The following is an 18,288-nucleotide window of genomic DNA, read 5'->3' on the forward strand; positions in this document are numbered from 1 at the left end:
ACAGATAAACTCGCACTATCGGCCTCATCAGGCCTTTGTTGATAGGATTTTCGAAGGAAACTATTCGATCGTGACGGGAATTTTGCCTATTTTCGTTTGCCATTCCCTTGGCGCTCTAGCGTGTATGGATACGCCGCGGCAATCGACGGCAACGGTGACCGGCATGTCTTCCACGACAAACTCGTGTATGGCTTCCATGCCCAAGTCGGCAAAAGCGACTACCCGCGCTTGCTTGATAGCCTTGGATACCAAATACGCCGCGCCGCCAACGGCGATCAAATAAACCGCCTTGTGCTTTTTAATCGCCGCCACGGCTTTGGATCCACGCTCGGCCTTACCTATCATCCCTAACAATCCGGTCTTCTCCAATACCTTTTCGGTGAATGCGTCCATCCTCGTCGCTGTCGTCGGTCCGGCCGGACCGACGACTTCGCCCGGAACCGGATCGACCGGGCCGACGTAATAAATGAATTTGTTGGCCAATTCCACGCCGGCCGGCAGACTCTGCCCGTTGTTCAACAATTCCACGATGCGTTTGTGCGCGGCATCGCGACCGGTCAACAAGGTTCCGCTCAATAACAAGGTCTCTCCGGGCTGCCAAGATTCCAGATCTTCTTTACGTAATCCATCCAAATTCACTCGCCGTGCGTTGGACACGGTTTGCACGATTTGCGGCCAATCGGCCAAATTTGGCGTCGTCAATTGCGCAGGCCCCGAACCGTCCAACACGAAGTGCGCGTGACGGGTCGCGGCACAATTCGGTATCACGGCAACCGGCTTGTTCGCGGCATGAGTAGGATAATCCAGAATTTTAACGTCCAGCACGGTGGTCAAGCCTCCCAAGCCTTGTGCACCTATGCCTAATGCGTTCACCTTGTCGAATAGTTCCAAGCGGAGCTGTTCCAGCGCATTTTGCGGCCCGCGCGCCAACAACTCTTGAATATCAATAGCCTGCATACAGGCCTGTTTGGCCAACAGCATAGCTTTTTCCGCCGTGCCGCCTATGCCGATTCCCAAAATCCCCGGCGGGCACCAACCGGCCCCCATGGTTGGTACCACACTCAACACCCAATCGACAATGCTGTCGGCCGGATTCAACATGGCAAACTTGGCTTTCGCCTCCGAGCCCCCGCCCTTGGCCGCTAATTCCACTTCCACCGTATTGCCCTTAACGACCTCCATATGCACTACGGCCGGCGTATTGTCTTTGGTATTGATGCGTTTTCCGGCGGGGTCGGCCAAGATTGACGCTCTTAACACGTTATCCGGCTGTAGATAAGCCCGGCGCACGCCTTCGTTGACCATGTCCGTTACGCTCAGCGTAGCCTCCCAGCGCACGTCCATGCCTATCTTTAAAAATACCGTCACGATACCGGTATCCTGGCAGATTGGCCGTTTGCCTTCCGCGCACATTCTGGAGTTAATCAAAATCTGTTCCATGGCGTCCTTGGCTGCAGGACTTTGTTCTTTTACATAAGCCTCGTTTAGCGCCTTGATAAAATCCGCCGGATGGTAATAGGAAATGAATTGCAAGGCATCGGCTATGCTGCTGATGAAGTCTTCTTGGCGAATCGGATTCATGGCAAATAGAGATTAAAGTTCGCGAGCGAAAACTCGCTCAAACCAGATCGAAAGAATCGGCGGTCAACGAGGCGGGAGTAAAACTACTACCGTCCAACACGCCCACTTTAGCGATTAGTACCGCTTTGGAATTACTAATGGCGTCGTAATACAGTTTACCGGTTTTGGTATCGTAAACCAGAAACGAATCGCTATCGACGTCGGCGCGGGTGCGGCCATAGCCGCTGATAAAGTTAATGGTAACGCCGTCATCTACATTGGAATCCAATCCTTCGAAGGTGGACGAATCCAGCATAATGCTGTCCGAACTGGAAAAGTCGGTAATCAAATCCCAATTACTTTTGCTAGGTTCTTTATCGAAAAAGAATATATCCGAACCGTCGCCCCCGGTCAGCCTGTCCCGACCCAATCCGCCGATAATGATGTCGTCGCCGGCACCGCCGTCGATTTTGTTTGCTCCGTCGTTGCCTTCCAAACGGTTGTCGGCGCTGCTGCCGATCAACTTGAAACCTTGCCTACCGGTCAGTGTGACGTTTTCGATACTCTCCAGGCCTAAAATCGGGTTTTTCGCCGGATTGCTCAAATCGATGCTAGACGCCACCTGCAAGGTATCGATACCCGCCGTATCGTAAATGGTCAGTTTTTTGCCTATGGCGATATAGGTATCGTTGCCGGCGCCACCGGCCAAAATATCGCGGCCACCTTTGATATTGCCTCCTGTCAACGTATCGTTGTTTTCTGTCCCCTCTAAAGTTTTAACCTCTGTTGTTTCCGTATCTACCTCATTTACACCGGTAATCCCGCTTCCCCCGCCACCAATACTGCCTACCAACGTTTTCACGCGATCGGTGAACTCCAATTTCTCCACGCCGATGACAGTATATTCGCCGTCCACGCTGGTCACGGTATAAACGCCGTCGGCGCCGGTAACGGTATAGTCTTTTAACGCTCGACTGAGCTTGATCACGTCGCTACCCTCTCCGCCGACAAATACATCGTTACCCAAACCGGCGATGAAAATATCGTTACCGTCTCCACCGATCAAGGTATCGTCACCGTTACCGCCGTCCAGCATGTCGTTCCCGGCTCCTCCGCGTAGCGTGTCGCCGCCGTCGCCACCTGTCAGAGTATCGTTACCGGCCGCACCATCGATTTCCACACCGTCGCTGCCGCTAATCGCAATCACGTCGTCGGCCACCGTACCGGCGAAAGATTGACCGACCGCGTTGCCGTCGGCGTCGTAACGTTGCATGACGATTTCGGTCAATTTGTCGCCGTCCTGAAACACCCCTTGCTGATTACCGTCTTGATACTGCGCTTCCCAGGATACGACGAAGCCGCCGTCGCTCAAACCTATCACGGTGGGTTGTTGCTGCGAATCGTGAGTGGTGGTATTGACTTGGAATTCCGAGCCGACTTTGTTGCCGCCGGCGTCGAAGCGTTGGCCGTACACGCCCCAGTAACTTTCGTCCTGCAGCATGGATTGCCAGACAACCACGAAACCGCCGTCGCTTAACGCGGCGACTGCGGGTTGGGATTGTTCGTAGGTAGTGTAGGAATTAACTTTAATTTCGGCAGTAGTCGCAAAACCGCTTGCATCGTACAGCCTTGCGTAAATACTACCGTCATGCACATCCAATGGATTGTCTTTGACAGGGTACGGATCACCCGGCGCCTGCCATACCACGACAATCGAACCTCCTGAAAGTTGAGTTGCTGTCGGTAGTTTCTCCTTGCTCGCAAGCTCGTTATGCCGAGGATCACCAACATCCGATTCAGTCGTTTCTGCAGTTGAGTTAATAGTATCTACGTAACTATTTTCCGTGCCGGAAATTGGGTCATCATCTTTATCCAGAAAATTGTAAAGAAATTGCTGAAATTGATCATCGGAATCGTACAACTTAGCGAAGATTAACATCTGCTCGGTATCGACTCTGGTCGCTTCATAACCCACTATATAACTGCCGTCCTGCAAAGCCGTTACAAACGGATCCCCGCCACCGGAATCACTAACTTTCGTCTCCCATCCTAAAGCGTTGCCTTTTTTGTCGAAATGCTGGCTAAACACGCCCGCTTGATTGGGATCTTCACCCATGGAGTTTCCGTTGTGTAACGAATCACCCTGATTTGCTGAAGTCCAAGCCACCACAAAACTGTCGTCTTCCAGGACGGCAATCGCCGGCTGGGTTTGATTGTCGGTTAAGGTATCGTTAGCGTGGAAAATTTCCGAAGTGGCCTTACCGTCAGCATCGAACAATTGCACGTTTATTCCGGTTCCGTCAGCATCGTCGCCGGTCCAGGCCAGCACCATACTGCCATTGGAAAACAGAGCGGGTACCACGTCGGAAGCGCCTTCCAAAATTCGGGTTTCGGCGCCGTCCGGATTTCCGTCGTTGTCGAATTTGCGAAAATAATAGCCGTCGCTGCCTTGCCAAAAATTGATAAAACCGCCCAGCGGATTAACTAATAAGGTGGTACCGGTCTGGGCGTCATCGGTTTCGACATTTGCCAACACTTCCTGCGATAGGGAAATCTGTTTGTCATCCCCCAAAAACCGGATTTTTTCGACGCCCACCAGCGTATCCGTGCCTTCGTCGCCATTGGCCGTATTGTTGTCCTTAACGGTCAACACCCCGCCGCTATAACTGAAGGTATATTCGGTGGAACTGCCGTTCAAAACCACAACATCCTTGCCAGCTCCACCTTCAAAACTATCGTTGCCGTTAGTGCCGGTTAAAATATCGTTACCGCTCGTACCAATAGTTGCCATGTCGTTTTGCCTCTTAAATCTTTAATGCGAAAAATAGCTGGTCGTCGCTAATATATTGTTTCATCAATAAAATCGACAATCCTAACCTAGGAAATTGCGCTTATAAGCCGGGCTTTAAATTCCGGCGCACGCCTTTGTCGGTCACATCAAACGCTAGTAACCGACTCAGCTTCGGCGCTGCCGGGGCAAACTATAGCCTATCTCAGCCGCTTAGCCTGCCGTTAGGCTCGGTAAGTGCGGGCTGCGGCACATACCGAAACCGAAAAGACCACAAAAAAGGCGTTGTCCGCCGGCGGACAACGCCTTGATGTTGGGATTAAACGCAAAATCGCCGCTTTAAACGATCGGCCTTCGGCCTAGGGCTTTGCGGATTAAGTAATGACCGTAGGCTCAGTCATGCCCGTGCGTTGTTTGACTTGGCACAGTTGCTCGGCGATGTCCACCAACTCGGCCAACGCCTCTTGGGCATTTTGATCCAACCTGGCTATGTCGCGCTCGTAACGCTCCAAGTAAATGCGTAAAGTAGCACCTACGGTGCCGGTGCCGGACAAGCGAAACACGATGCGCGAGCCGTTTTCGAAACCGATGCGTATACCCTGGTTACGGCTGACGCTTTGGTCCACGGGATCGGTGTAACAAAATTCGTCGGCGTACTTAACCGTATATTCGCCCCAGGTACGGCCGGGCAATTCGGCCAACTGTGCGCGTAGATGTTCGACGATGCCGTCGGCGATTTCAGAATCCACGGCTTCGTAATCATGGCGGCAGTAAATATCCCGCCCGTATTTTTGCCAATGTTCATGCACGATGTCGGCGACCGGTTGACGTTTGCGGGCAATCAGGTTCAGCCAAAACAACACGGCCCATAGCCCGTCTTTCTCCCGAACGTGGTTGGAGCCGGAACCGAAACTCTCTTCGCCGCATAAGGTGATTTTGTCCGCATCCAGCAAATTGCCGAAAAACTTCCAACCGGTCGGCGTTTCGTAGCAAGGCAAACCCAACGCGTCAGCCACTCTATCGACCGCCTGACTGGTGGGCATGGAGCGGGCCACGCCGCTAATCCCTTTGGCATAAGCCGGTACCAATCCGGCATTGGCAGCCATAATGGCCAAACTGTCGCTAGGCGTGACGAAACAATGCGCCCCCATGATCATATTGCGGTCGCCGTCGCCGTCCGATGCCGCGCCGAATACGGGCGGACGCTCGCCGAACATAATCTCCGCCAGTTCGTGGGCATGCACCAGATTAGGGTCGGGATGGCCGCCGCCGAAATCCTCCAGCGGAACGGCGTTAATCACCGAGCCGGGCGCGGCGCCCAATACCTCTTCCAATATCTGTTTGGCGTATGGGCCTGTGATCGCGTGCATCGCATCGAAACGCAGGGTTATCAAGCCGGCCGCTATGCTTTGCTTGATCAACTCGAAATCGAAGATTTGCGCCATCAACTCGGCATAATCGCTTACCGGATCGATGATGCGTATGCGTAATGCGCCGATGCGAAACTCGCCCAACGTATCAAGGTCGACATCCGTCATGTCGGCAATTCGGTAACTATCGATAGTCTTGGTGTTGTGATAAAAGGCGTCGGTGTATTTCTCCGGTGCCGGTCCGCCGTTGCCAACGTTGTATTTGATGCCGAAGTCTTCGTCCGGACCGCCCGGATTGTGGCTTGCTGACAACACAATGCCGCCGAATGCCTGATATTTGCGGATGACATTCGATGCGGCCGGGGTAGACAGCAAACCGCCTCGGCCTATGATCAGCTCGCCGAAACCGGCTGCCGCGGCCATTTTAATAATGATTTGAATCGCCTGCCGGTTGTAGTAACGCCCGTCACCGCCCAATACTAGAATTTTTCCCTGAAAATCATCTAAACTATTGAAAATAGACTGGACAAAGTTTTCCAGATAGCCTGGTGTCCGAAAAACTTTCACTTTCTTCCGTAAACCCGAGGTACCGGGTTTTTGGTCATCGTAGGGCGTGGTGTTATGGGTTATTATTTGCATGTTTTACCCTGTAGTGCTGCAAGTAGAGTTCCTTAAATTACACTAAAATACTGATTATTTGTAGGTCGTTATGAGACGAAAATCGATGCTAACCGCTTTACTGCTTAGCCTTGCTTCCACTCAATCCAGCAACGCCGATCCGGACGTATGGCTGCTGATCGACACGCAAACTCGCAACTTGGAAATCAAAAAAGGCGAAGATACTTTAGAAACCCTGGAACACGTGGTAATAGGCCGTAAAGGTGCCGGCCTTAAAGAACAGCGCGGCGACGATGTCACCCCGTTAGGAAATTTTCGTATCGGCTGGATAAACGACAAAAGCTCGTTTCGCAAATTCTTCGGCTTGACCTATCCTAACCCTGAGCACGCCGAACACGCATTGAGCAATGGCCGCATAGACCCGGCCACTTACGATGCAATCCGCCAAGCCTATGACAGAGGAAACATTCCGCCGCAAAACACGCCGCTCGGCGGGCAAATTGGAATTCACGGCTTAGGCAGCGGCAGCCTGAGCGTTCATGAGGTGTTTGACTGGACTCACGGCTGTATCGCTTTGACCAACGATCAGATTGACAAACTGAGTCAATATGTGGAAAAAGGCACGCCAGTTACCGTGAAATAATGTTGGTAAATTCCAAACAAATGTTGGAAAATTACCACCGTATGTTCTTTTTTGTTTTTTAAACCACAATCAAGGGGAAAACCATGATGAAAGCTGTAAAACTGACTGCACTTGCTGCTGTTGCTGTTTTGGCCACCGGTTGCGCAACCAACGGCGACATCGAAAACTTGCAAGCTCAAATCGATACTCTGAAACCGCAAGTTGCTGCTGCTTCTGCTGACGCTGCGTCTGCCAAAGCTGCCGCTGCCGAAGCTGCTGCCAAAGCTGCCGCTGCCGAAGCTGCTGCTAACCGCGCTGCTCAATACGCTCAAGACACCAACAGCAAATTGGACCGTATGTTCAAAAAATCACAACACAAATAAGCAACACCGTTGTTGTAAAAAAGCCCGTGAACCGCAAGGTCACGGGCTTTTTGCTTTTAGGCGCGCCGTTATTTAGTTTAGGCAAGCCCGGCACCAACAGTTTTCACCCTTGCCAACCGATTTCCCTTCTAAAAATCGGCCCGGGAGCGGCGAAATGCCTCTCTCGGGCGAACTTTGAAAAAAGTCAATGCGCCGCCGGAATAGACGCCTGCTGCGCAGCCGCAGGCCGTTCGTAAATCGCTATCGGAATTCCCGACGGTTTACTCAAAGCCGACTTCAACACCGCTCCCTTGATAACCGGCATTTGGCCGTTGTTGGCTTGTTGCAATAAATTCAAAGCCGTTTCCACCCGCTGCTCGAAACTGGTCGGCATTTCTTCCATTTCCGGATAAACCTGAATATAGAGGGTATCGTGGTACCAACCGACTTTGATCGGCTGATTGACCAAATTTACCGTGGTACCGACTTTTACCGCCGGGAAAAACTGCTCGATGTCGGCAGGATACATGCGCATACATCCGTGGCTGACGCGCATGCCTATGCCGTTAACCTTATTCGTGCTATGAATTAAATAACCCGGAATCCCTAAACGGAAAGCGTATAGGCCCAAGGGATTATCCGGACCGGGCGGATAGTAGGGATCCAGCACGTCGCCGTCCGCCAAATGCTCGGCGATAATGGAGGGCGGCGGCGTCCAAGACGGATTTTCCGTTTTGCCGGCAATTTGCGTATGCCCCAATGGCGTTTTCCAATCCACCCGACCTATACCTACCGCATAGGTGACTACGTGGCTGGCATCCGGAAAATAGTAAATCCGCATTTCCGGCAAATTCACCACTATCCCCTGCCGCGGCGCGTTAGGCAATATAAAACTGCTCGGAATCCGCACCGGCGTTCCTGTCCCCGGCAACCAGCGGTCGACCGTCGGGTTCGCCAACACGATTTCATCCTGCCCTAAATTATGCGCAACCGCTATATCGATCAAGGTATCTTCGTACCTTGCATTAACGTATTTGGCATTGTAAGGCGGACTGCCGATAATACTGTCACCGGGTCTATCCGGCGCCGGCAAGGTCAATGCGTTTGCCCGAACGCAACAAAGCGCGATTAGCAGAGCAAATCCAAAACGTTTCATTAAGGCTTATCCTCGGCAGAAAATAATTCAAGTAGACGCGGAATGAATCGGCCCAGTTCCGCGCTCATAATGGAAAAGTCGGCATCAAAACGTTCGGCGTCGTCGAAAGCCTCGATCTCATCGCTTTGCTCTTGAATCAAATCTAAAAACTTTAAACGCTTAACGGCCAAACTCTCGTCCAATACGAACGACAGTCTATCATCCCAACTTAACGCCAACTTAATCGTCTGCTTGCCGCTGTCGAGGTGATTTTTGATTTCCGGCAAACTCAGATCGTGGCGCTTACAACGGATAATACCGCCTTCCTCTTCCGGCGAACGCAGTTCGCATTCGTCTTCTATTTGCAGATCGGCCGGCGTCGCTTGAGTCGTCAGCCACACCGTCATCATGCCCGACGGCTTTAGGCCGGCCCCAATCGGTACTACCGGCAAAGAACCTAGGCATTTGCGCATGTTGCTCAGCAAGTCCTCGGCTTTTTTGGCCGACGCCGCGTCCACAATCAGCCAGCCGCCGCGACTGTCGATATACGCATAGGTTTTTTTGGAAAACGAAAACGCTCGGGGCAGCAGGTCGAAAATCAGTTCGTCTTTTAAGCGGCTGCGCTCCTTAGCCGGCAGCTTGCGCGCCTCCCTCTCTTCGATTTCATCGATGCGCTCCGCCAACATCTCGTTGATCACCGTGGCGGGTACGACCTTTTCCTCTTTTTTGGCGCAAACCATCATACAGCCGTTCGCGGCATGCACCAACGCCTCCGCCGATTTACCGAGAGGCGAAGTCCAGCCGAAACTGTATTGATCATGGCCGCCGCACGGCTTAAACGGCTGTTGCGCCAGTTTTTGTTGCAACTCGTCGGGAGTGAGAGAAAACGGCTCGGTAAACCGGTAAACCGCCAGATTTTTAAACCACATGAAATGACTCGTCAAAAAGGACGGGATTATCGCAAATTTCCGTTGACCTTAGAACGGCGACCGTTGCTCCGGACAAGTTTTTCGGCCTTTCCGATGCGCGATTCATAAAGCGCGGTCAACCGCAAGTTAGGCCGGTTTGGGGCCTTACACAATTTCAGCTTATTCGTAGCGGAAAACAGTAAAAAAACGTGATGGAAGTCGGGTTCGGATACCGTCACAAATAACGTCCCGAAATTGAGAGAGCACGCTTTATTAAAGGCTATCGGTTTTTGAGTCGCTAGTGCGACGGTTTGATTTAACCTCGGTTCCTGCACCGCCAACGGCGCACGCAGTGCGAGGACCTGGAAGGCCCGAGTCAGCCGACACCCGACAGCCGCACGAATCCTGCGCGACTAAGGATTTGAACGGGGTTTTCCGAAGGGGCTCCTGCCCCTCGGAAAACGTGCGGCATCTTTGCCGCACCCCTCGCGGGCTATGCACTCGGTACGTCCATGTACCTCGCCGCGGGTGCTGCGCATGCAAATCCTTCGGTGCTCAGCGCGGCAAACGGGATTTGGGTCTAGGCATCCATAAGGCTTGAGAAAATAGGGAAGTTGTTATTAGCGAAATCCTTAGCAAAGCCGGATTTGATCATTTTCGCTTCAGGATTGCCGGAAGCCTAGCCCATCGGCGTGGCTTATCGCTCGAACATCCACGACCGGGCAACGGCCGCCCAACTCGCCGCGCCATCGCAGACGGCGAATTAGACGCAAACCGTTTACCTAACGCTCATGAAAAAGCGGCATCACTCCAGCAAATAAAAGTTTTTCGGGAGCGCAACGCTTATGTCTACGCATTCTCAAACCACCCAGCAAACCGCCGGCAAACAACCAACCGGCTGCCGGCAGCGGTACGGCGGCGATTTGCTGCAGTTCCAACACGCTGCCGTTCAAATCCGCATCGGTAAAGCCGAAGACAAAAAATTGATTCTGTCCGGCGTAATCCGGCAGAAAATCGTTATCGTTGGCGATATACAAGGTGTGATACAAAGTCCCGTTGCCGTCGACCACATCTTCACCGAACGCCGCGCCCTCCAATTTGGACGGAATTTGCGAATTGCTGAAACCGGCGTCGTTAAGCGCAGTCTTGATGTCCAAAAACAGCGACTTTTCCACGGCGTGCGCCAATAGCTCCGTCTCGCCGAAGATGCTGCTCACCTCGTCCGCACCGTCCAAGTCTATAGAATACAAGCGCTTGACCGATGCATTACTGCCGTCGCCCAAGCCTTTGCCGTCACGCTCCAGCACCAAAAATTCGTGGTCGTTGATGGCCAAAATTTCGCTGCTGTTGTAGCCCTTGCCTTTGTCGTCCAAATAATTGTCGTAAGCGTATTCGTGGGTAGCGCCGGTTTCGATGTCTATCGTGACGATACGGTTAACCCGCGCGCCGTCGCCGCCGTCTTGCAATAACGCGCTTTGCTCGAAGCCGACCAAGGTTTTGCCGTCCGGAGTAATCGCCAAGCCTTCCATACCTTTGTTGGTCACCCGCCCGATGCTATTGCCGGCGATTTCCGCGGAGGCCATGGACGACAAATCGCTTATCGCAAAGCTGTCCGGCAGCGTGAAGGTTTTGGTACGCTCGCCGGTCGCGCGGTCGAATTCGTATACGTACGGGCCGTATTCGTCGGAGATGTAAACCTTGGTACCGTCGTTAGATACCCGTACACCTTCCGGGTCCAGACGACCGTTATTCGGATTGGTGGATAAGCCGGCGGCGAAATTATCGGATCGGCCGCTGAAATAATACTGGCTGGCGGTGTTGATGCTGGGGGTGACCGCGCCGTAATTCAGCGGCGTAGAACTGCTGAGCAAGGTGGTATCGGTCAGCGTCGGCGTCAGGGTGAACGGCAAGGGGCCGGAAGCTGACGGAGTCAACGCCATGCTGACGGTTTGGAAGCGAGCGATGTAAGACGTGGTGTCGTCCACGGCGCTGTTCCATGCAGTGGCGTTAGGACCTCTGTCGGGCAGGGCCAAAAACGTATGGTTGCCGGCATAAGCCAAGCCCGAGCCGATACCGCCCAACACGTTCGCGGCATCGACGCCGTTTTCCAACGTACCGCTCAAACCGGATAAATCCTCAGTGCCGGTTAACGAACCCACCGCCAACAACATCGGCGCCGCCTGCGCCGCGCCGGCGCCCGCGAGTGCCAACAACACCCCTTGCAATAAAATTTTGTTCATGACCGAATCGCAATTAAAAGCCTAACCATGGCCACCGGATTCGTCTAAATACTTACGGCAGCCGCCGAATTGCCTGCTCGTTGGCAAGCAATGGCGGATAGCCTAATGTCGGTTTGTTACAACATCGTTACTGAAGTGCGGTTCGCTAAGGTTAACCCAGCTCGAAATTGTCTGCGCTCAAGCCGGTCACCGAACCCAGGGTCACCAACAGCACCGGCTCGGTCTCGCCGCTGCCGTCGGCGTCGTAATAGAGTTTGTGGGTGGCTTGATTGAACAAAACCCGGTCGTCCGCATCGATCGTGCCGGCGGAAATCTCTTTGAACTGATCGGCCGACAGACTGCCGGTACCGGTGATGGCGGAAAAAATCGCACTGCTCAAAAAAATCGTATCTTCGGAAACGCTGAAATCGCTGATAGTATCGTGATTGTCGAAGCCAATTGCGCTGGTGAATCGGAATACGTCCAATCCGGCACCGCCGGTCATAGCGTCATTACCCAAGCCGCCATCCAAACTATCGTTACCGGAACCGCCTTGCAGAGTATCGCCGCCACTGTCCCCAAGCAAGGTGTCGTTACCGTTTTGTCCCTGCAAATTGTCGTCGCCTGCGCCGCCGTCCAGCACATCGTCGCCATCGCCGCCGTACAACGTATCTTCGCCGGCCAAACCGTTCAACGTATCGTCGCTGGCGTAACCGCTGATAGCGTTATTGCTGTCGTTACCGGTTAAAACCGTGGCTTTAACGGTATTGACGCCCCATACCGTGCCGTCCGCGAAGCGGATTTCCTCCACTTGATAGCCGCCGGCCGCGTCGTTGCTAAAATAGTTGTTGATCGTCAGCCGGTCGCCGGTGCCGTTGATGCTGAGCAGCAGATTGTTACTGCTGCGTGCCAGCGTGACGTCGCTGGTGCCCACGCCTTCGCCCAATTGCACGCTGTCGGTTTTGTTGGCGGTGGTGTCGTAATCGCTGATGATGTCCTGGCCGGAACCGATGCCGAACAAATAGGTGTCGCTGCCGGCATCACCTTCCAGCGTGTCGTTACCGGCGCCACCGTCTAAGGTGTCATCGCCGGCTTGGCCGTATAAGACGTCGTCGTCGCTGCCGCCTTGCAGCACGTCGTCGCCGTCGCCGCCGTACAACGTGTCTTCGCCGCTACCGCCGTCCAGGTTATCGTCCCCGTCCTGGCCGCTCAGGGTGTCGTTGCCGTCCAAACCGTTCAACGTATCGTCGCTGGCGTAACCGCTGATAGCGTTATTGCTGTCGTTACCGGTTAAGACCCTGGCTTTAACGATATTGACGCCCCATACCGTGCCGTCCGCGAAGCTGATTTCCTCCACTTGATAGCCGCCGGCCGCGTCGTTGTTAAAGTAGTTGTTGATCGTCAGCCGGTCGCCGGTACCGTTGATGCTGAGCACCAGATTGTTACTGCTGCGTACCAGCGTGACGTCTCCGGTGCCTACGCCTTCGCCCAATTGCACGCTGTCGGTTTTGTTGGCGGTGGTGTCGTAATCGCTGATGATGTCCTGGCCGGAACCGATGCCGAACAAATAGGTGTCGCTGCCGGCATCACCTTCCAGCGTGTCGTTACCGGCGCCGCCGTCCAAGGTATCGTCGCCGGCTTGGCCGTATAAGATGTCGTCGTCGCTACCGCCTTGCAGCACGTCGTCGCCGTCGCCGCCGTACAACGTGTCTTCGCCGCTACCGCCGTCCAGGTTATCGTCCCCGTCCTGGCCGCTCAGGGTGTCGTTGCCGCCCAAACCGCTCAAACTGTCGTCGCTGGCGTACCCGGTTAAGGTGTTGTTGCCTTCGGTTCCGGTCAGCACCTTGGTTCTGACGGTATTGACGCCCCATACCGTGCCGTCCGCGAAACGGATTTCCTCCACTTGATAGCCGCCGGCCGCATCGTTGTAAAAGTAGTTGTTGATCGTCAGCTTGTCGCCGGTACCGTTGATACTGAGAATCAAGTTGTTGCTGCTGCGAACCAGCGTAACGTCTCCGGTGCTCACACCCTCGCCTAACAGCACGCTGTCGGTTTTGTTGGCGGTGGTGTCGTAGTCGCTGATGGTGTCCTGACCGGAGCCTATGCCGAATAGATAAGTGTCGCTGCCGGCGTCGCCTTCCAGGGTGTCGTTGCCGGCGCCGCCGTCCAAGGTATCGTCGCCGGCTTGACCGTAAAGCGTGTCGTCGCCAATTCCGCCTTGCAGGGTATCGTCGCCGTTACCGCCGTACAAGGTATCGTCGTCATCGCCGCCGTCCAGATTGTCGTCGCCGTCCTGACCGTACAGGTTATCGTTACCGTCCAAACCGCTCAAGCTGTCGTCAGTGGCATACCCTGTTAATGTATTGTTCGCAGTATTGCCGGTTAAAACTCTATTTTTAACGGTAGCAAGATCCCAAATCGTACCGTCGGCGAAACCGATTTGCTCTACTTGGTACCCCCCGGCCGCATCGTTATAAAAATAGCTATTGATCGTCAAGCTATCGCCGCTGGCTTTTAAGCTCAATATCAAATCGCTTCCGTTACGAGTCAACGTTACGTCGCTAACCGAAATGCCGTCACCTAATTCAACGCTGTCGGTTTTGTTGGCGGTGGTGTCATAGTCGCTGATGATGTCCTGACCGGAACCGACACCGAATAGATAGGTGTCGCTGCCGGCATCGCCTTGAAGATTGTCGTTGCCGGCGCCCCCGTCCAGAGTGTCGTCGCCGTCCTGACCGTATAGCGTGTCGTCGCCGGCACCGCCTAGGAGATTATCGCTTCCGCCCGCCCCGCTTAAGGTATCATCCCCGCCTCCCCCGATCAGCGTATCGTCGCCGGAAAAACCGCTCAGTGTATTGTTACTATCGTTACCGTTCAGCACCATGCTTTTTACGGTATCCACATTCCACACGGTGCCGTCGTCGAAGCGAATTTCTTCGATTTGGTAAGCTCCCGCAGCATCGTTGTAGAAGTAGTTATTAACGGTCAGCGTATTGTCGGTATCGGCTATCGCCAGCACCAAGTGATTTCCGTTCTTGGTCACTATGACGTCATCCGGTGTGACGCCCATACCGAATTGCACTGCGTCCAGCTTACCGACTGCCGTATCGTACGAACTGATGGTGTCATGCCCTGACGCGGTGCTAAACCAGTAAGTGTCGTTACCGCTGCCGCCGTCCAGCGTATCGTCGCCGATACCGCCATCCAGCACGTCGTTACCGTCCCGGCCCGATAGATAATCGTCTCCGCCAGAGCCCATCAGCATATCGTTACCGTTTGTTCCAGTGATGGAGCGAGCCGGCAAAGGGGTGGCATTGAAGATGTTCTGCATCAATGTCGCCGTGTCCCAAATCGTACCGTCGGCGAATTTGATGTTCTCAACCACGTACGGCGAGCTGGCGTCTTGATAAAAGTAATAACTGACTCGAAGCGAGTTGCCCGTGCCCAGCGAGGTAATCAGCAGATCGTTACCCTGGCGCTCGAACAATAGATTTTCGGGTTGTAAGCCTTGCCCCAGTTCTATGGTATCCGGATTCGTTCCTAATGCGTCGGCGTCGTAGTTATTGATGACATCGTTTCCGGAATGAGCGCCGAACAAATAGGTATCCGCGCCTGCACCGCCAACCAAGCTATCGTCGCCCTCGCCGCCGTCCAGAACATCGCTGCCGTCGCCACCGTTGAGACTATCGTTTCCGCTACCGCCGTCTAACGTGTCGTTTCCTTGTTCGCCGTACAGGGTATCGTCTCCCAGTCCACCTTGTAAATCGTCGTTATCGGCTCCGCCATACAAAACGTCGTCGCCGCTACCGCCGTTCAAGGTATCGTCCCCGGCTTGTCCGTTTAAACGGTCGCTACCGTCCAATCCGTTTAAAGCGTCATCCGACGCATACCCGGTTAAGGAGTTGTTGCCGGCGTTGCCGGTCAATACCCGCGTTTTTACGGTGTTCAAGTCCCACACGGTACCGTCGGCAAAGCGGATTTCTTCGATCTGATAGCCGCCGGCGGCGTCGTTATAGAAAAAGCTGTTGACCGTCAGATTGTCTCCGGTACCGTTCAGGCTGAGGATCAAATTGTTGCCGCTACGGGTGAGCGTGACCTCGGACGTGGCAATACCCGTAGCCAATTCGATGGCGTCAACCTTGCCTACGGTAGTATCGTGGTCGCTGACGGTGTCTTGACCTGAGCCGATGCCGAAGCGATAGATGTCGCTGCCGGCGTCGCCTTCCAGCGTGTCATTGCCGGTACCGCCATCCAGTATGTCGTCGCCGGCTTGACCGTATAAGTAATCGTCGCCAGCGCCGCCCATCAAGGTATCGTCGTCGTCACCACCGTAGAGTTGGTCGTCGCTCGCACCGCCATTTAACGTGTCGTCTCCGGCTTCGCCGTATAGGCGATCACTGCCGTCCAGACCGCTCAAAGCATCGTCCGTGGCATAACCGGTTAAGGTATTGTTGCCGGCATTGCCGGTCAACACCCGAGTTTTGACCGTGTTCAAGTCCCAAACGCTACCGTCGGCAAAGCGGATTTCTTCGATCTGATAGCCGCCGGCGGCGTCGTTGTAGAACAAGCTGTTGACCGTCAAACTGTCGCCGGTTCCGTTCAGACTGAGGATCAGATGATTACTGCTACGGGTCAGCGTGACGTCGGAGGTGGTGATACCGTCACCCAATTCGATGGCATCCACTTTCCCCACGGTCGTATCGTGGTCGCTGACGGTGTCTTGACCGGAGCCGATGCCGAAGCGATAGATGTCGCTGCCGGCGTCGCCTTCCAGCGTGTCGTTGCCGGTTCCGCCGTCCAGTATGTCGTCCCCGGCTTGGCCGTATAACCTGTCGTCGCCAGCGCCGCCGTTCAGGGTGTCGTCGTCGTCACCGCCGTACAAATCATCGTCGCCGCTGCCGCCGTTCAAAGTGTCGTCGCCGGCCTCGCCGTATAAGCGGTCAGCGCCGTCCAGACCGCTCAGCGTATCGTCGGTGGCATACCCGGTTAAGGTGTTGTTGCCGGCGTTGCCGGTCAATACCCGCGTTTTTACGGTGTTCAAGTCCCACAAGGTACCGTCGGCAAAGCGGATTTCTTCGATTTGATAGCCGCCGGCGGCGTCATTGTAGAAAAAGCTGTTGACCGTCAGACTGTCGCCGGTTCCCTTCAGACTGAGGATCAGATTATTACTGCTACGGGTCAGCGTGACATCGGAGGTGGTGATACCGTCACCCAATCCGATGGCGTCAACCTTGCCCACGGTAGTGTCGTGGTCGCTGATGGTGTCTTGACCCGAGCCGATACCGAAGCGATAGATGTCGCTGCCGGCGTCGCCTTCCAGCGTGTCGTTGCCGGCACCGCCGTCCAGTATGTCGTCACCGGCTTGGCCATACAGCCTGTCGTCGCCGGCGCCGCCGTTCAGGGTGTCGTCGTCGCCGCCGCCGTACAAATCGTCGTCGCCGCTACCGCCGTTCAAGCTGTCGTCGCCGGCCTCGCCGTATAAGCGGTCAGCGCCGTCCAGACCGCTCAGCGTATCGTCGGTGGCATACCCGGTTAAGGTGTTGTTGCCGGCATTGCCGGTCAATACCCGCGTTTTTACGGTGTTCAAGTCCCACAAGGTACCGTCGGCAAAGCGGATTTCTTCGATCTGATAGCCGCCGGCGGCGTCGTTGTAGAACAAGCTGTTGACCGTCAGACTGTCGCCGGTTCCGTTCAGACTGAGGATCAGATTATTACTGCTACGGGTCAGCGTGACATCGGAGGTGGTGATACCGTCACCCAATTCGATGGCATCCACTTTCCCCACGGTAGTGTCGTGGTCGCTGACGGTATCTTGACCGGAGCCGATGCCGAAGCGATAGATGTCGCTGCCGGCGTCGCCTTCCAGCGTGTCGTTGCCGGTCCCGCCGTCCAGTATGTCGTCACCGGCTTGGCCATACAGCCTATCGTCGCCGGCGCCGCCGTTCAGGGTGTCGTCGTCGTCACCGCCATATAACGTATCTTCACCGTCGCCGCCCACCAGCATATCGGCGCTGGAAAAACCGGTCAGCGTATTACTTCCGGGATCGCCGGTCAGCGACATGCTCTTGACCGTGTCAACGTCCCACACGGTGCCGTCGGCAAAGTGGATTTCCTCGACCTGATAGCCGCCAGCCGCCTCGTTGTAGAAATAATTGCTGATGCGTATCGTGTCGTCGGTACCGATGATGCCCAACAATAAATCGTTGCTTTCCCGCCTCAGCCCGATGTCAGCCACGGCAACCCCGGCATCGAATGTTAATACATCCAGCTTACCGGCAGTGGTTTCATAGCTATTAATCGTATCTTGTCCGCCATTGCGCCCGAACAGATAGGTATCGTTGCCGTTACCGCCGTTCAGGGTATCGTTCCCCCGGCCGCCATCCAACACATCGTTCCCGTTACCGCCGTTCAACGTATCGTTGCCTTCCAGTCCGTTTAAGGTATCGGCATCGGTAGTTCCGTTGAGGGTTTCACCCGCGCTGGTTCCATTGATGGTGGCCATATTTCACTCCAAAAAATCTTATGTAAAAACTTCAGCGAGTAGCTCTAGGCGCGCCGGGTACAGCAGCCTTAGCCTAGACGTATTCACCGCAGGCTTCACCTGCGTCCATATTTTGTCGCTACCAATCTCAATATCCACAAATACACAATTGTGCCGACCATTAACGCCGGTGGTGGAACCACTTGCTTCAACGCGTAATAGAAC

9 protein-coding genes are annotated in these 18,288 nt (G+C 54.5%); 2 read left to right on the forward strand and 7 right to left on the reverse strand.

The genetic code is table 11. The features are described from left to right. Positions 1–60: 60 nt before the first annotated feature. The 3 genes from AB0A83_RS17340 to AB0A83_RS17350 all read right to left on the reverse strand — a co-directional run bounded on the left by AB0A83_RS17340 (position 61) and on the right by AB0A83_RS17350 (position 6,357). A complete protein-coding gene (locus tag AB0A83_RS17340; protein WP_367154818.1) occupies positions 61–1,581 on the reverse strand; it encodes a fumarate hydratase in 1,521 nt (506 codons plus the stop codon). A gap of 37 nt (positions 1,582–1,618) precedes the next feature. Continuing rightward, positions 1,619–4,351 carry a calcium-binding protein gene (locus tag AB0A83_RS17345; protein ID WP_367154819.1) on the reverse strand — a complete coding sequence of 911 codons (2,733 nt, stop codon included), beginning with the start codon at positions 4,349–4,351 and terminating at the stop codon, positions 1,619–1,621. A gap of 371 nt (positions 4,352–4,722) precedes the next feature. Beyond that, positions 4,723–6,357 carry an alpha-D-glucose phosphate-specific phosphoglucomutase gene (locus tag AB0A83_RS17350; protein ID WP_150050557.1) on the reverse strand — a complete coding sequence of 545 codons (1,635 nt, stop codon included), beginning with the start codon at positions 6,355–6,357 and terminating at the stop codon, positions 4,723–4,725. Between the two features lie 70 nt (positions 6,358–6,427). Here AB0A83_RS17350 and AB0A83_RS17355 point away from each other — a divergent pair, with 70 nt between their 5' ends. Both AB0A83_RS17355 and AB0A83_RS17360 read left to right on the forward strand, forming a co-directional pair. After that, complete coding sequence (locus AB0A83_RS17355; protein ID WP_150050559.1) at positions 6,428–6,979, forward strand: L,D-transpeptidase; 552 nt, start codon at positions 6,428–6,430, stop codon at positions 6,977–6,979. 83 nt (positions 6,980–7,062) lie between these two features. Next, positions 7,063–7,341 carry an Lpp/OprI family alanine-zipper lipoprotein gene (locus tag AB0A83_RS17360; protein ID WP_150050561.1) on the forward strand — a complete coding sequence of 93 codons (279 nt, stop codon included), beginning with the start codon at positions 7,063–7,065 and terminating at the stop codon, positions 7,339–7,341. Positions 7,342–7,525: 184 nt separating this feature from the next. Here the strand turns inward: AB0A83_RS17360 and AB0A83_RS17365 are convergent, their stop codons facing one another. From AB0A83_RS17365 to AB0A83_RS17380, 4 genes are all read right to left on the reverse strand, one after another. Continuing rightward, positions 7,526–8,476: a L,D-transpeptidase family protein gene (locus tag AB0A83_RS17365; RefSeq protein ID WP_150050563.1), complete on the reverse strand. Its 951-nt coding sequence runs from the start codon at positions 8,474–8,476 to the stop codon at positions 7,526–7,528. Continuing rightward, the gene (gene rdgC / locus AB0A83_RS17370; protein WP_150050565.1) at positions 8,476–9,384 is read right to left on the reverse strand and encodes a recombination-associated protein RdgC; all 909 of its coding nucleotides are present in this window, start codon (positions 9,382–9,384) and stop codon (positions 8,476–8,478) included. The genes AB0A83_RS17365 and rdgC overlap by 1 nt, the downstream gene beginning before the upstream one ends. Positions 9,385–10,145: 761 nt before the next feature. After that, positions 10,146–11,603, reverse strand: coding sequence for an esterase-like activity of phytase family protein (locus AB0A83_RS17375; protein WP_367154820.1), 1,458 nt, complete (start codon positions 11,601–11,603; stop codon positions 10,146–10,148). A 151-nt stretch (positions 11,604–11,754) separates the two neighbouring features. Continuing rightward, a complete protein-coding gene (locus AB0A83_RS17380) occupies positions 11,755–18,084 on the reverse strand; it encodes a calcium-binding protein (RefSeq protein ID WP_367154821.1) in 6,330 nt (2,109 codons plus the stop codon). Between the last annotated feature and the right edge of the window lie 204 nt (positions 18,085–18,288).

It is taken from the genome of Methylomonas sp. HYX-M1 (assembly GCF_040741385.1).
GTDB lineage: Bacteria > Pseudomonadota > Gammaproteobacteria > Methylococcales > Methylomonadaceae > Methylomonas > Methylomonas rhizoryzae.